The sequence below is a fragment of the Photobacterium sp. TY1-4 genome, from assembly GCF_025398175.1.
Lineage (GTDB): Bacteria > Pseudomonadota > Gammaproteobacteria > Enterobacterales > Vibrionaceae > Photobacterium.
Genome location: NZ_CP099735.1, coordinates 1,058,943 through 1,074,296, shown reverse-complemented (window position 1 = coordinate 1,074,296; position 15,354 = coordinate 1,058,943). Strand labels below are relative to the sequence as shown.

12 protein-coding genes, 2 tRNA genes and 1 pseudogene are annotated in these 15,354 nt (G+C 51.2%); 6 read left to right on the top strand and 9 right to left on the bottom strand.

Annotated features, from left to right (window positions below):
* Positions 1-9 precede the first annotated feature (9 nt).
* From NH461_RS21605 to NH461_RS21595, 3 genes are all read right to left on the bottom strand, one after another.
* A complete protein-coding gene (locus NH461_RS21605) occupies positions 10-780 on the bottom strand; it encodes a 3-oxoacid CoA-transferase subunit B (RefSeq protein WP_315903250.1) in 771 nt (256 codons plus the stop codon).
* Positions 777-1,487 carry a 3-oxoacid CoA-transferase subunit A gene (locus NH461_RS21600; RefSeq protein WP_261603025.1) on the bottom strand — a complete coding sequence of 237 codons (711 nt, stop codon included), beginning with the start codon at positions 1,485-1,487 and terminating at the stop codon, positions 777-779. Before NH461_RS21600 ends, NH461_RS21605 begins: the two co-directional genes overlap by 4 nt.
* A 90-nt stretch (positions 1,488-1,577) precedes the next feature.
* Positions 1,578-3,185, bottom strand: coding sequence for a hypothetical protein (locus NH461_RS21595; RefSeq protein WP_261603024.1), 1,608 nt, complete (start codon positions 3,183-3,185; stop codon positions 1,578-1,580).
* A gap of 215 nt (positions 3,186-3,400) precedes the next feature.
* On the opposite strand from NH461_RS21595, the gene NH461_RS21590 reads away from it, so the two are divergent.
* The 3 genes from NH461_RS21590 to NH461_RS21580 all read left to right on the top strand — a co-directional run bounded on the left by NH461_RS21590 (position 3,401) and on the right by NH461_RS21580 (position 4,579).
* A complete protein-coding gene (locus tag NH461_RS21590) occupies positions 3,401-4,261 on the top strand; it encodes a LysR family transcriptional regulator (RefSeq protein WP_261603023.1) in 861 nt (286 codons plus the stop codon).
* A gap of 109 nt (positions 4,262-4,370) precedes the next feature.
* A tRNA-Ser gene (locus NH461_RS21585) sits at positions 4,371-4,461 on the top strand.
* A 41-nt stretch (positions 4,462-4,502) separates the two neighbouring features.
* Positions 4,503-4,579: transfer RNA gene (locus tag NH461_RS21580), tRNA-Asp, on the top strand.
* 500 nt (positions 4,580-5,079) lie between these two features.
* Here the strand turns inward: NH461_RS21580 and NH461_RS21575 are convergent.
* From NH461_RS21575 to NH461_RS21565, 3 genes and pseudogenes are all read right to left on the bottom strand, one after another.
* Positions 5,080-5,607, bottom strand: a pseudogene (locus tag NH461_RS21575) (methyl-accepting chemotaxis protein); the annotation flags it as partial.
* Between the two features lie 495 nt (positions 5,608-6,102).
* On the bottom strand, positions 6,103-7,197 hold the full coding sequence (locus tag NH461_RS21570; protein WP_261604606.1) for a calcium/sodium antiporter: 1,095 nt from the start codon (positions 7,195-7,197) through the stop codon (positions 6,103-6,105).
* 131 nt (positions 7,198-7,328) lie between these two features.
* Positions 7,329-7,550 (bottom strand): hypothetical protein, encoded by a 222-nt coding sequence (locus NH461_RS21565; RefSeq protein ID WP_261603022.1) that lies wholly within the window; start codon positions 7,548-7,550, stop codon positions 7,329-7,331.
* 173 nt (positions 7,551-7,723) lie between these two features.
* Here NH461_RS21565 and NH461_RS21560 point away from each other — a divergent pair, with 173 nt between their 5' ends.
* Together NH461_RS21560 and NH461_RS21555 are read left to right on the top strand one after the other, a co-directional pair.
* On the top strand, positions 7,724-8,491 hold the full coding sequence (locus NH461_RS21560; RefSeq protein ID WP_261603021.1) for a hypothetical protein: 768 nt from the start codon (positions 7,724-7,726) through the stop codon (positions 8,489-8,491).
* Positions 8,492-8,896: 405 nt separating this feature from the next.
* A complete protein-coding gene (locus NH461_RS21555) occupies positions 8,897-11,245 on the top strand; it encodes a hypothetical protein (protein ID WP_261603020.1) in 2,349 nt (782 codons plus the stop codon).
* On the opposite strand, the gene NH461_RS21550 is transcribed toward NH461_RS21555, so the two are convergent.
* Both NH461_RS21550 and NH461_RS21545 read right to left on the bottom strand, forming a co-directional pair.
* On the bottom strand, positions 11,242-11,526 hold the full coding sequence (locus NH461_RS21550; RefSeq protein ID WP_261603019.1) for a hypothetical protein: 285 nt from the start codon (positions 11,524-11,526) through the stop codon (positions 11,242-11,244). The genes NH461_RS21555 and NH461_RS21550 overlap by 4 nt on opposite strands.
* A gap of 67 nt (positions 11,527-11,593) precedes the next feature.
* The gene (locus tag NH461_RS21545; RefSeq protein ID WP_261600582.1) at positions 11,594-12,514 is read right to left on the bottom strand and encodes an IS5 family transposase; all 921 of its coding nucleotides are present in this window, start codon (positions 12,512-12,514) and stop codon (positions 11,594-11,596) included.
* 395 nt (positions 12,515-12,909) lie between these two features.
* Between NH461_RS21545 and NH461_RS21540 the strand changes: the two genes are divergently transcribed.
* A complete protein-coding gene (locus NH461_RS21540; protein WP_261603018.1) occupies positions 12,910-14,094 on the top strand; it encodes a patatin-like phospholipase family protein in 1,185 nt (394 codons plus the stop codon).
* Between the two features lie 434 nt (positions 14,095-14,528).
* On the opposite strand, the gene NH461_RS21535 is transcribed toward NH461_RS21540, so the two are convergent.
* Positions 14,529-14,810 carry a hypothetical protein gene (locus NH461_RS21535; RefSeq protein ID WP_261603017.1) on the bottom strand — a complete coding sequence of 94 codons (282 nt, stop codon included), beginning with the start codon at positions 14,808-14,810 and terminating at the stop codon, positions 14,529-14,531.
* Positions 14,811-15,354 lie beyond the last annotated feature (544 nt).

The window sequence follows — 15,354 nt, the reverse complement described above, 5'->3', positions numbered from 1 at the left end:
GGGATTGGCTCACTTCAGGGCGTAATCTGCGGAATTGCAATCGGCGATTTTTATTGCGGTTGTTGGCGCCTGCTTTGCAGCTTGGTTCAGTTGCTCACTGAGAAACACGGTGCCGCCTGTACGTTGCTGCACATCTTCAAATGAGATTCCGGGTGCCAGTTCCAGCACTTCGAAGCCTTCAGGCGTCACGGCAATCACCGCCAGATCGGTATAGATACGATTGACCACCTGGCGACCGGTCAGTGGGTAGGTGCAGTGTTCTACCAACTTGGGCTCACCGGTTTTGGTGGTGTGTTGGGTGATGACATAAATGGTTTTGACCCCGGCAACTAAATCCATGGCACCACCGACCGCCGGAATGGCGTCGGCTGCTCCGGTTGACCAGTTGGCCAGATCGCCGGACTGGGAGATCTGCATTGCGCCCAGTACGCAAATATCGATATGGTGGCCGCGAATCATCGCGAAGCTGTCGGCGTGGTGAAAATATGCAGCACCGGGGATCGCCGTGACCGGTTTTTTCCCGGCGTTGATCAGCTCGCAATCTTCTGTGCCGGGCGCTGGCGCATCACCCATCCCCAGTAGGCCATTTTCGGTGTGATAGATCACCTCACGGCCTTCGGGGACATAACGGGCGACCTGCTCCGGAATCCCAATCCCCAGATTCACGTAGGCGCCATCGGGAATGTCCAGCGCCGCACGCTGGGCCATCTGGTCGCGGCTCCAGCCCATTGCGGGCGATTGAGGTTGTGATTGAGACTTTGGTAATGATGGACTGGTCATGGGTAACATCTCCCCTCAGCAACAAGTTGGGATTCCTGGGCGGGTGCTGACACGGTCACAATCCGGTCGACGAAAATACCCGGGGTGACGATCACTTCAGGGTCGATCTCACCGGCTTCGACCAAGGTGCTGGTCTGCACGATGGTGGTGTTGGATGCCATCGCCATAATGGGGGCAAAGTTGCGCGCCGTTTTGTTGTAAGTCAGGTTGCCGTAGCGATCAGCCTGCTGGCATTTGAGCAGGGCAAAATCCGCAGTCAGGCCGGTTTCCAGTACATACTCCCGCTGATGAAATATGCGGTGCTCTTTGCCTTCGGCCAGGGGGGTGCCGACCGAGGTGGCGGTGTAGAACGCAGGGATCCCGGCGCCGCCGGCCCGGATGCGCTCAGCCAGGGTGCCCTGTGGCACCAGCTCCAGTTCAATTTCACCGGCGCGATATAAATCCGGAAAAACCGTGGAATTTGCCGTGCGGGGAAACGAGCAGATCATTTTGCCGACCTGACGGTTCTCAATCAGCGCCGCCAGGCCGACATGGCCGCTGCCGGTGTTGTTGTTGATCACGGTCAGGTTGTGGGCGCCGTGGTCGATCAGGGCATGGATCAGCTCAATCGGGCTGCCGGCTTCGCCAAAGCCGCCAATCATGACGGTTGCGCCGTCGAAGATATCGGCGACGGCCCGGGCGGGGGAGTCAAAATGTTTATTTATCATGTCAGTCACGCCTTATGAAACGTATCTCTGTATGGTTCAGAGGCCACCACAGCGGCTGTGGTGACCCGGAGAATAGTTGTCGGAAAGATCTCAGCGCAGTCGCTGGCGAATGGCATTGGCTAGTTCGGCTTCGATAGTCTTGAGTTCGTCTTCAAAGAAGAATTTGTCGCCGTCGATGGGCGTCAGGAAATCCACCTTGTTTTCCTGCTCGTCGTATTTGGCGTGAAAAATTCGATCCATCCAGGCCATGTTGCGGGCTTCGGTGAACCGCAGGGCAAAGCATTTCTCGCCGTTGATAATCGAGGTGCCGAGAATCGCCAGCTTACCGGCAGAGATGGTCATCGAGATATGACGCGATGGCCGGTTGATTGACGACAGCGAGCGGTAAATGCGGTTGAAGATCTGCTCGACCGCTGCCAGCGGTGCTGTGTAGTAATGGTGTTCACCCGTTGGGCGGGCACAGTACATGGAGTGAAAACCGATCGACAGCATGCCGAGGATATTGGCCAGATCGATCCAGTTTTGTGCCGAGCGCTCAATATCGACGTCACCATGGTCGTTGGTGAACAGGCTGATGTGGTTCATCATCGGGCTTTGGCTGCGGATCGTGACCCCATGGTTTTGCAGGCGGCGGATCGCGGCAATGGTCGTGGGATTCAGCAACTCGCGCGGGGTCGAGAAGTGAGCCATCCAGGCCAGCTGAATGCCGTTGTCGCGCAGGGTATCAAACAGCTCAAGCATGGCATCGTATTGGTGGCTCAGGATCATCTCGGGCTGGAAAGTCAGCGCGCGGGTTGCCAGCCGGACATTCTTCACATGCAGCAAGGATGGGTCTTCGATCAGCGGCATTACATACTGGCGGAGCCGGTTCACCGGCATATAGCCGCCGTCACCACCGGTGATCAGCAAATCGGTCACTTCCGTGTGCTGGCGCAGATACTGGTGGATCTGCTGGATATCTTTCTGGATGAACATATCTTCATCGCCGCGAACCTGAGCATGGCGGAAACAGTAAGTACAAAACGAGAAGCAGTTCTGCGTCGTTTTATCGAAGATCAGCTGGCATTGCGGGTACTTGTGCTGGCTGCCGTCGAGAAATTCGATCCCCCCCTGTTCGTTTTCAAACCAGGGTTTGTTCAGTTGCTGATTACCGTCATGCGGGTTGGTTTTTTCCATATAAGCAACAGCGACTTGAGTGCGTTGCTCGCGGGTTTCGGCTTGTAAGTACGCCTGGGTTGTTTCCGGGTTGATCATCCCCGGTTGCGGGAACACCAGCTGAAACACCGAATCGGTTTCGTAGTCGTCCCAGTTGATGCTGTTGAGTGTATGGCGGGTGGCAAGAAAGCGATAAACCTCAACGAACAGCTCTCTTTCTTCAATATCGCCGATATTAATCCCATTTTTCAGCAAAATACTGACGACTTCCCGAAATCCGGATAACCCAGTGTAATGAGCCTTGTCGGTAAACAACATCGGACGAGATTCCAGCAAACCGGAGTGCTGCGGGTAAGAAGCATGCAGCCGACTGAGCAGTCCGGCCGGAAGCAGGTTTTCCTGGGCGATGATGGCGGATGTTTCCGGGCTGTAGCCATGGCGTGCCATGGCTTCAACGACCTGGTCTGGGGTCACCACCAGGTGCTTTTTGAATGTCGTCGGGGTTGTAACAGCAATGTGTTCAGCGGCGTTTGGCATATTCATCTGTTCATCCTGTATTCGGTATTTACCTCACTTTTTTGATGGTTATTACCTTAGAGATGCTCGCTGGTTTTGAGAAATATGTTATTTTTATGTTGCTTATAGGTCAGGGCTATACCTTGACGAAAGTGAAACCTCGACAAGCGCTAGACCTAGACACACCACGGTTGTGTGTCCATCGCGCGGCCGTTTTGGGCGCATTTTTCAGGGAAGTGGCAATGGAATTGCGGGCTTTAAAGTATTTTCAGGCAGTTTATGAGCAAGGCAGTGTTAGCGGCGCGGCGCGCCAGTGTTATGTGTCGCAACCTTCCATTACGGCTGCGATCAAGCAGTTAGAGCACCTTCTCGGGACCAGCTTATTTGTCCGTCATGCCCGGGGGGTATTGCCGACGGCAGCGGCCGAGAAGTTGTATCCGCTGGCCAGAAATATGAGTGCGGGCGAGCAGCAAATCCTGAACTTGTTTGGGGAAGGTCCGGCACCGGTGCCCCTGAGGTTGGGGTTGATGCGATCGTTGGGTGCTCAGCGCATGAGCTGCTTACTGACCGCGCTGACCAACCAGATCGAGCATCTGGAACTGACGTTGGTGGATCCGGATGAGCCGTGTGATGCCAGAATCATTCTGTCGCAATCGACGACGAAAAGTGAAGCATTTGTTCCGATCTGGAATGATCATTACCTGCTAGCACTGCCTCGTTCCTGGCCGTTGGCGGCGCAGGATCAGATCTCCCTGGAGGAGCTGGACGGACTGCCGTTTATTCATCGTACCCCGTGTGACGCGCTGGAAAAACTCAAGCTGATGATGGCCGAAGCCGGGGTGAAATTACAGCACCGGGCAAATATCCGGACTGTCGAATACGCCTGGCCGCTGGTGGGAGCGGGGGTCGGGGCGGCTTTGCTTCCGGACTGGCAGGAGATTTGTCAGGCGCAGGAAATCGTCCTGCGGCAGGTGGCCTCGCTCGATTTACAGAAACGAATTGGATTGGCATATAAAGCAGGCCGGGAAAGTGATCCGTTGATCGCTTCGGTGATTGACGTTTGTCGTGCGGCCAGTCAGTCGCAGACTTTGGCTGAAGGATGAAAAGTGCGCTGAGTCGCACGCTTGTGTCTAAAGCTTGCCCAGTTGTGCAAAATCGTGAAAAAACTGCTTTACAACCTTGAGTTTGCTCAATATTATTCATCCCGCTTACGGAGAGATGGCTGAGTGGTTGAAAGCACCGGTCTTGAAAACCGGCATACGTTTATAGCGTATCTAGGGTTCAAATCCCTATCTCTCCGCCACATTTCAGAAGTTAGGCATTTGCCGGATTTCTTAAAGAATTGGAGCGGTAGTTCAGTTGGTTAGAATACCGGCCTGTCACGCCGGGGGTCGCGGGTTCGAGTCCCGTCCGCTCCGCCAATATAAGAAACCCTGTCAGAAATGGCAGGGTTTCTTGCTATATGTTCCGCTCCCGAACGCCTTTCGGTCGTTAGTCTGCGGGCCGGAATGCCGGACCATCGAGTCCGCTGGAGCGCCAGCCCGGCCGTTCCGCCACTACATGAAACCTTCATCACAAGATGAAGGTTTTTTTGTATTTGGTCACCGCTCCCGAGAGCCCTTCGATCTCTTGGTCTCGTCTGGAAGGCCAGACCTGATTGGCCGGGTGCGTTGAGTTCCCCTCCTTCTGCAATCTCCTGAATTTTACCACGCAAAATTCACATTTAACCCGATGATATAAATCATTTTTCCAAAACAATTTCAGGCGTTGGGACACACTTACGATCTGGCGTAGGCCGCTTGCCCGTACTATGCCTAACCCTGCCCGCATATCTGGCTTTGGCCGTTGGATCTCACCGTGACCTCTTTGACATAATATGAAAGGTTCATCAAAAGATGAGCCTGTACCGTGATGGTTTCTGTCAGACTGTAAATGTTTCTAATACTTCAGTTTGCTGCCGAACGCTGTGAACCTGCCTCTCTGTGGCTTGATTAGACGCTTGCGCATCGTTCGAGACTTTCTCACTCAGCGCTTTGATTTTCAGGGTGTTGGTATTAATTTCTTTAGCCACCAGGCTTTGCTCTTCAGCCGCAGAAGAGATCTGCAGGTTCATCATATTAATGTGTTGAATCTTTTCATAAATCTCATGAAGCGTCTGTTCGAGTTTCTGTTCATTTTCAACGGTGCTCGTTGAGGATGCCTGGCTTTCGTCCAGCACTTTGACCACTGCGCGTGAGCGGGACTGAAGTTGCTCAATGATACTTTGTATTTCTGTGGTTGAGTCTTGTGTTCTGCTTGCCAGAGAGCGAACTTCATCGGCGACCACCGCAAAACCTCGACCATGTTCACCGGCTCTCGCGGCTTCAATCGCAGCATTCAGGGCCAGCAGGTTGGTTTGCTCAGCAATGTCATTAATCACTTGCAGGACTTTGTCGATGTTATTCGTCGACATTTCGTGCATCGATGTACCAGAGACGTTTCCTGGCATCCCAGTTTTCACCAGGATTCCAGCGAGCCACACCGGCAATAGGCTTACCGTCAGTTTCCAATCCGCCGCCAACCAACTGAAAGGTGTCATGCAAAGTTGCGTTTTGAATTACATCGGTGATGGCAGAATGATCGATGTTTTTTCGGCCAAAGCGGTCATGTATCGGGCTAAGGCTTCATACTCATGCATTTCGGTATAAACGGTGCGACTCACACCCTGTAGCATTCATCAAGAAAATATCGCACTTAAATGCATGGGATATAATGGTTTTGTGAGGTGACTTCAGCTTGAAATCGCCAGGGGTTTCAAGGCTGTTTCGCGGTTCGGTAGGGGTGCTGCGATGCCACCGCTGCGCCTTTGTATTCATGGTAACCTTGTTACGCGATCACCGGCATGTCGTGCCAGGTGCGCTCGTGCAGCAGTTCGCAGCCGGATTCGGTGATCACGATATTTTCTTCATGTATCATCATCCGGTCCTTTGTTAGTGCCGGGCCACTGTCTTCTTTTTCGCAAGTCATTGACCAGTGTGCCGGTCACCGTCAATACCGTCAGTGGAATACAGAGATAGAAGATGAATAGTTTGAGTGAACTCAGCCAGTGGGCATGGGTTGTCACGCCGATTAAGAATGTACTGTAGAGTAGATATAAACTCAAAAATAGCCCGCCTTCGATACGGCTCAGGGATGCACCGGTAAAAAATAACGGCAAGCACAGCAAAGCGACGGCCAGCATGATAGGAAAATCCTGCTGTACGAGTTGGAGGCTACCAGTTAGCCCCTGCTCACTGACTAAGCCTGAAATGCCAAGCACAGCCAATAAGTTAAAGGTATTGCTGCCCACCACATTCCCCACTGCGATATCACGCTGGCCCCGGAGGCTGGCCACGAGCGATGTGACGACTTCGGGTAACGAGGTCCCGATGGCCAGGATCGTTAGCCCGATGACGGCTTCACTGATCTCAAATACTCTCGCGATATTCACCGCACTATCGACCAACACATTCGCCCCGAAGATCAGGCAACTCAGTCCGATTGCCAGCCAAAGTAAGCTGTGCCAGGCGGGAGCGTTCTTTTTAATGGTTTCGGTGACAGCTTCGCTGCTTGATGCTGTCGTTTTCACGTGTGCGGCTCGTTTGCCCTGAGCAAATAAAAACACCGTATACCCAATGAGCAGCACAACCAGTGCGGCGCTATTCCACCGGCTGAGCTGCCCATCGATTGCCATAGAGAGCACGAGTGCAGTGGTGAGGATCATTATCGGCACATCTTGACGAATCAGTTGTCTGGAAATGGTGAGGGGAATAATCACGGCCGAGAGGCCCAGAATGAACAAGACGTTGAAGATATTGCTCCCTACAACATTCGCCATGGCCATTTCACGCTGGCCCGTGAGCGCAGCGCGAATGCTGACTGCCAGCTCAGGCGCGCTCGTTCCGAATGCGACCACGGTTAAACCGATCACCAGGCTGGGGACCCCCACTCTTTCTGCCAGTCGGGTGGCTCCTTTCACCAGGCCGTCTGCCCCGCCAATGAGCAGGAGCAGGCCGAGCACCAACTTTAAGTAGTCCAATGTGTCCTCGCTATACCGGCGGGCCTGTTTGAAGCGCAGAGACACGTCTCTGCAGCATGCATATTCTATTTCGTATCGTACTCGCACGGGCCTTACAGGGACAGTATAGATAATCACGATGGTGGAGTTGTGTCACATTTATCAAACCGCAGGTGAAAATTCAGAAAGTTGATGTTGAACTTACTCTTCTCCGGGTAGCAGCGATTGACGACGGTGAAGATAACGTCGGGGTCGATCACCTGCGCGCTCTTGAGCGCCGGCAGTTCGAACGGGCGGATATCCGGCGGGGTTTCGGTGGGTTGCTGCCAGGGCTGGCTGCTCCTCCTTCCTATCAAGGATCCTTGTGTGGCTCTTCAGCAACGTGCTTTATCGGGCCCAGTTGTTCTGCGGCAGATTAGTTTGGGCTGGGCTCGAGTTTTTTTGTTGCAAATAGTGATTTTATATAAGCTACTTGGTTAGTATTGGTGATATTGTCATTATTTACTATGTATCCACTGAGGTTAGTGTTTTGGATCGTTCTATAGCAGAACTTAAATTTGTTTGTCCTCGTTCTTTAATCAATACTGTTGAAGTTGATTTAGATAGCATTCCTAAAGAGCATCATGGTTATACTGATTTAGTCGTTAATTGCCTTCAGCCTTTAGCTGCTCACTCTCCCGATCTAACAGCCACTGTTTATGTGTATCAAACAACGAGCTGTAATTTTGTGGTGCCGTGCTTCTCAGCTTTTATTGGTGTTGCCGGTAGTGATGAGGCCCTTGCCTTGATCAAGCAAACTTTCGATAATATTACCGGGGTTAATGCCCGTTATAGTGATGCAATTTCTCCCTCGCAAGCTCGTTGTGAGATTCATATTGAAGACGGTGAGGTATGGCAGGAGGAAGACGCGGTCAATTGGTATTCTGTTGGCTCTGATCCCATAGATGAAGGTGATTCTCAGCTTGAAGATGGTTTAGATGAGCCTGATGTTGAAGATGATGATCTTGAAGACGACTTTTTTGACTTTAGCGACCTGGATCTAGATGAATTGACTCGAGATCTGGATAACCTGTCAGATGAGTCCGATGCCCCGACAGATGAGGACATTGTCAAGTCAGCTGCTTATATTCGTTATCGTGCCGCGCGCTCTGATGCCAGGGTAGGCTCCATTCGCCGTACTATTGAAGAAGTCTTTGGTTTGCCTGAAGGATCTGTGGCCTTGTGTGGCCCGGATAAGCGTTCGCTACGAGCAGATGCAAGAATCGGAACATTGAGGAAGCGGTGGGAAGAATATTAGGCCCGGTGTATTGAAGTCTCGTTTGTCGCGGATTTCGCCGTGCGGTTAGTTTAGTCACCTCGTTAAAGTGATGCTATTGCGGTAAGTCACGCGGATAGGGCTGCCGGCAAGCCGGCGATGTTTATCGGCCCGTGGCAAGCCACCGGCTGGGCTGTTCGGCGCATCAAAACACAAACGGCGTGTTTTCATGCGGTCACGGTCGCATACACCGGGCCGTCTGTCATCGCGGGTCGTTCCGGCATGTTGGCCGTGCCGGCCAATCACCTGGCGCAAGCGCCTCGGTGGCCACCACGACCCCCGCCCACCCGGGTGCCCCGCGAAATAGTGGGGGAAAGCCTGTGCCAGTCATTTAAATGCTTGAAAATTGACTACTATATAAGTTTCATGAGGGCATAATGTACAAAAATGTCAAGTTTTCCGACTAACACGCAGTTCTTCGGCCAATCTGGCGTTGTTAAGTTCCTTCTTAAAATAAAAAAGGTGAGCAAAGTGAGAATACTTGTCTGTTTGGGATTTATTGTGACGGTGTTGTTATCCGGTTGCAGTATTTTTCTTCCGATGGAAGTGGACGTTTTGGCTACCCCGAAAGGGACCTATCTCGATGATCAACAGTATACGATTGAGCGTGTGAGACTGTCGAAAGTTACACCGTATACAAAAGCAGCTCTTTTGGGCTCCCATTACTACCGGACGGATGGCCAGGCCGAGCAATGTGCTTTTTGGGCAGGATTTTATCAGGATAGTTGCCTCGAAAAAGCTCGAACATACGATGATATTGAACGGGTTATGAACTTTCCGTACGACGAGTATGCAATTTCTTTCCGCCGGCATTCACCTTATCGTGAGTTTTCACTGGAGATTTCCGGCAATCGATCTTACCTTGCTCATAATGATTCTCTTGAACACCTGGATATATCCTACGAAAAGATGATCGGGAATGACGTCGTTATTCATCTTTATCGGCCGGAAGAAAGTGAGCAATTGTTCGAAAAGGCCAGTAATGGACGTGTGCTGAACGGGGAAGCGGGTGATTTTGACATCATCAGGAAGACATTTAACGTGGATGGGGTTGGGGTCGTTGAAACCGTGCAGTACGGTCCTGATCGTCTCGATATCAAAACTCGTGTGGTCGATATCGATCTGCGCCCGGGTCACAAGAGGGCGGGGATATTTCCGTTCAAGGGCCTGACGCAGGTGCTTCCGGCTAATTTTATCCGGAAAGAACCTTATGGTTATCAGAGTGAGTATGTCGCTGCAGTCTCCGTTGCAATGGATGCATCCGATGCGGGATTGCCCGGGAAGCAGATTTTCATGCCACTCATCATCCCTTTGGGCCACACGGACTATTCTGTCTGGAAGAGGAACTACATACCGGACTCGGCGTTGACTCCGTTTTATACCAATTACTCCGGCTCGTCTGCTCCGTATGAATATCAATTACCGGCAGTTGCAGATCAAATGAACGTGACGTATCGCGTGGTCTTTGGCAGCAGAAATAGCTTGAAGTGGAAAATGTTAGCGTTCCAGGGGCTTGTGAACGAACCTGAGAGTGTGTATCGGGAAAGAATCGAGACGTTTCTCAATGACGGGTATGAGCGCATTGATCGTCTTCAGGAAAAAGAACGTCGGGTTGCTGAAGTTGCGGCACTTGCTGATCAGCTCGATCGGTCTCTTCGAGGTGATGCCGGTAAAAATGCGGTTATCAATGAGGCCGCGGAAATCAAAATGTTCCATCAGAAGCTTGTTGATGCCAGGAAGGAAATCGTGAATCAACAATGCGGCTTCAGAAGCGCTGCGACGGATCATTTGTATACGGCTTTGCCCGAGTGTAAAAAACTGAAGAAATCTCTCCGTACCTCTTATGATCGGGATATCCGCCGTTTATCTACGGAAAAAAGCCAGTTTCAGAAAGCGTTTCAGAACAACTTCAGCGGCCTGCAACTTAGCGCCATAGAGGAGCTTGTGAACCGGAGAAGCCAGCGTTATGGAAACAACTTAAACAAAGTTTTTCCGTATACAGCGGTGTCCCTGGCGAAGGTTGCGGGTGATGAACGCCGTGCAATCGAACAGGGAATGAGAAACTGGACGATGGCTCGGGATCGCGCTTTCCATTCCAATTTGATGCAGGCTGTCAGCTTCAGTGACGGTAAAGATATTGATCAAATTTTTGCCGGCACGCGTCAACAGCTGAAGGCTTTGGCTGCGAAGGAGCAGGAGCGCACGGCAGCTGCGCATCAGGCGCGTAGTGATGCCTTCTGGCAGTCCCTGAAAGATAACCGAAGCAACAATTTGAAGTCCCGCCCGGCCCCTCAGACCGGGGCTGGTTTAGCCACACCGGCGGTGGCCGGGACCGCAAAACTGGCCAGTCAATCGGTACCGAAGCTGGCGGCCAAACGAGAGAAGAAAGAGGCGCTTCGTACGCTGGTTGAAGCGACGGCGTATTGTTTTCAGAACGACCAGGGGTACTGGTTCTGTGATGGGCCCCTGCAAAACTTAGAAACGGGGGAGCCTGATGTTAATAAGGCGTTGGCGTATGTACGTTGTACCGATGCCAGCTCCGCGCGTCGGGTAGCATTTACGTCGAAACGCAAAGATAAACCAGGCTTTGTGTATTTCTGTGAGCGCGGGCTGGAATCTTATGATTCCGATATGTCCGCTGTGCACGCATTTCCGGATGCGATTAAAGCAAAACGTTATAGTTACCAGTGTCCTAAAAACCAAGTCAGTTTTTGCAAAAACAGGGTCAGTGACTAAAACCGGCGAGGCGAGGGAGACAGGCCCAAACCTCCATTCACTGGGTGTCCCGGTTCGCGCCGGGACACGACGCTGCCGGGCATCTTTTGTTGGCCGTGTTTCAGGTAAAAGAGGGCCGTGACTTTGCCATTCTTTTTAAATAATAAATCTTCAAAATCACCCTCCAGTGCTTTCTTTTCATCTTTGACATCGATATGAAGGGTCTCGGTGGGATTGACGGTAACCTGCGCTTTTGGATGTGTTTTTTTGGCGAGAACATAAGAGCGGTGTTTTGCGAACATGTCACCCATCCTGGGCTTTGTTGATCAAATCAGGAAAACAACAGATCGACCCAATTTAAGCCATGTTTTAGCTAACTTTACGAGTTACGGGCATGCCGAGCCCTGTTAACTTGTTCAACGCACGGACGGCAGCAAGCGCTTCTCCGACCTGAGCGTTGTAATCACGCAGGCTTAAAGCTGAACCAAGCAGTCGCTTATATCTCGACATCGCCGTTTCCGAGATTGAGCGACTGTGGTAACCACTGGTCTTTTTCCAGTGTTCATTGCTACCGTGAATACGCTGGTTTGCAACCGCAACATTTCTGGGGTGACCGTGCTCCCAGTATGCTGCTCCAGTTCTGGGAGGGATAAGGGGCTGTGCTTTCTTCCGTTGAATCGCTTGATAGCACAGCCTGGTATCATAAGCGCCGTCACCTGATATCGATTTGATCTTACGATAAGTTTGGTTAAGTAATGTTGGCATGACCTCACCATCGGTGACGGTTGATAACGAGAGTTCTGCGCAGATAATTTGGTGGGTATCAGCATCAACAGCAAGATGGAGCTTTCGCCAGACACGACGTTGTTCTTTGCCATGCTTTTTCATTTTCCACTCACCTTCGCCGAATACTTTCAGGCCAGTTGCGTCAATAGCTAGATGACGAATTTCACCCCGAGCAGGCATTTTGATAGGGATATCGACCGTTTTCGCTCGCTTGCTGATGCTGCTGTAGTTCGGGCATGTTAGTGGTACTTTCATCAGAGAAAACACCGAGTTCATGAAACCTTGAACAGCACGAAGTGACAGGTTGAATAGTCGCTTCACCATGAGAGCAGTCATGATCGCAGTGTCTGAATATTGATAGCCGCGTCCACGGTTACCGTGATGTTCAGAGCATAACCAGCCGCTTATCGCTTCTTCGTCGATCCAGAATGTCAGCGAGCCGCGGTTAATCAGTGATTGGTTGTACTCTTTCCAGTTATCTGTTCGGTAAGTGCTTTTTCCCATGAGGGTGGCCTGTCAGTAAACGTCACAAGATCAGATCACTGACTGCAAGAAAAGTTCACGCCGATTTAGTCAACAAAGCCCCCATCCTGGTAAGATCCATAGCATAAATATTCAAATTATAAACATGATCGCTCTTGCTGCCTGCATGATAGTTTGCTGGGGCCGTAAACCACCTTAATTCATTGCGGATTCAACCAGGCAGTGACATGATATTGAGCAATAGGCTGACGGTAAGAATTTGTCAGCAATCCGTTCGTTCAGGCACGTGATCAGTATTCATTCTGCGCGAGCTGATGGTTGTATTGAACTAAAATCATCAACTGTGTTTATAAGTGACTAACCTATAATATTCATCAAGGTATTTCTGTGGCTGAATCATAAGCGGGACGTACGCCATGCGAATGAAGATCCGGGCTGTTGGAATCGTTTCTATTTTAATTTTCGCTGGCTGTGCCGGGGTCTTTCGGAAGGATGCGGTTCCCGAGCACTTAACTACCAAGGCTGTCGTTCCGGGGATGGAAAATGTCAGGTATCGTTTAGGTATCGATACTGATGCGCTGACCATGGATGCGATCGAATCGTTTGAGCGGGAAGCGGCTCATCTTAAAGCAAGTGGTCATACAGGACAGATGCCGCCTGTGCACTTTCTTGTGATTTCCGGTGGCGGTGATCAGGGAGCCTTTGGTGCCGGCTTGTTAAATGGCTGGTCTGTAGCGGGGGACAGACCGGAATTTAAGCTGGTGACTGGGGTGAGTACAGGAGCCCTGATCGCACCATTTGCGTTCCTGGGCTCTGCATATGATCTGCAGCTCAGAAATCTGTATACGAATATCTCATCTGCAGACATTATCAAGGAGCGATGGTTTCTGGCAGCACTGACCTCTGATGCCATGGCTGATACTTCTCCTTTGTGGCAACTTGTAGAAAGAGAGATTGATGAGTCTCTGCTTGAAGCTGTGGCTGCTGAGCATGAGAAAGGGCGGATGCTCTTTGTCGCGACGGTCGATCTGGATGCGCGCCACTCTGTGATCTGGAATTTGACCAAGATTGCGGCCAGTGGTGATCCGAAGGCGCTCAATTTGTTTCGCTCGATTCTCATTGCTTCAGCATCGATCCCGGGCGGCTTTCCGCCAGTCATGATTGATGTTCAGGCTGAGGGCCGCTCATACCAGGAAATGCATGTGGATGGCGGGACAATGTCACAGCTCTTTATCTATCCACCTGGCCTGCACGTGAAAGAGATGTCTGCAAAGCACCATGTAGCTCGGGACAGATATGCTTATATCATCCGGAACGCCAAGCTGGATCCGAAATGGGCTTCAGTCGAGCGTCAGACCATGAGCATCGCGGAGCGAGCTATAGATTCGCTGATACAGACACAAGGGGTCGGTGACTTGTACAGGGTCTATCTGACCACGCAGCGTGACGGTGTGGATTTCAACTTGGCTTTTATTCCGGCAAGTTTTAAGGCGCCTCACCGTGAGGAGTTTGATACCGTGTTTATGCGGTCGCTGTTTCAGGTCGGTTATGAGATGGCGGTGACAGGGTATCCATGGAGCAAGACACCGCCAGGTTTTTGAGAACACTCGGGTAAGCCACTAGGCTTCTCAGGCGCTGTCAGTTGTCCGTACACCGTCTCGGCGCGCCATCAGTTGTTTGTGTGGTTTGCTCGCCGAATAAGCTCTCTGCCATTCAAGTATTACTCTCAGTTGAAGATTCATAGCAAGATAACGATGCCTGTTATCCGAAGAAATAAAATGTAAATCGTGTCTGCTCTGAGCACCGGGTGTGCCACTGTTGCCATTTATGCCTTGTTGGCATGAGAAAGTTTGGTAAGATTGTCAAAAAAACGAGCCCATTGACTCGCTGAAAAACTCGAACAACGAATTGCAGCAGTAGGTCTATTACCATGAAGCACTATTATAGCCCGACTAACTGAATTGTCCTTGAATGTGAGGTATGTCACGTAAGGTGACCACAATCCTTTTCTGCTCCTAATCGCAAGCGAGTTTGCTCACCCGGGAATCCGTCCGTTTCTGATCAGGCCCCGGCGTACGTTCTTGCACAGCTTACCGAACCGGTAGATTTCATCAAAGGTGGGGGGCCGTCCCTGGTTTAACTGGTGCTGCCAGTAGCTGAGCTCCGTGTCGACCAGCTCCATGAGCTTTTTCGGGCACCCGATACAGGTATTGTCCGGGCCACACTTGAAGGTATCTTCCTGATATAAAGGAAACTCGGTCTGTACAGCATCAATGATTTGCTGCATGGCGGTGATTCTGTCGGGTTTCTTGCTCATGCCGGGGGCTCGGTGAAGACAAAGCGGTGATTGTAATACGCCGGGAAAAACGCGATGCCTTTCTGAATCAAAGAATGGGGGATTCAGACGGAAGAATTGTGGCAGCTCTTTTTGCAAGTGTTGAGGGTTATCCCCTGAAATTGTGGATAGCAGGCCTGAGCCCAGTCGTTTCGGGTCGGTATAACTTGGCTGAGGTGCTCAGGCCGTGAATAGTTAGGCCCAAGCTAGCATTTGTTTGCGCTTTGCTTTACACCTCTTTTTTTCGTGTATCAACCAGTACTCCCCCCTGAAACGTCCGGCGGGCGTTCAGGAAATGGTCTGGGCGCTGTGCATGTGGTGCTGCCGGAGTCCGGTGTGGTGACATCACCTCTAATCAGGTGGCCAAATTAACTATGCCACTACAATGGTCTCTACGTTGGGATTCATGCCATTGAAGATGTGATACTGGAATCTTAGAGCCTACTGGTGGTATCGACAACATTACCGTTACATGCACAATCCCTCCATTATTTCCGATAGTTGTCTATGCTATTGAAGGCTCCAG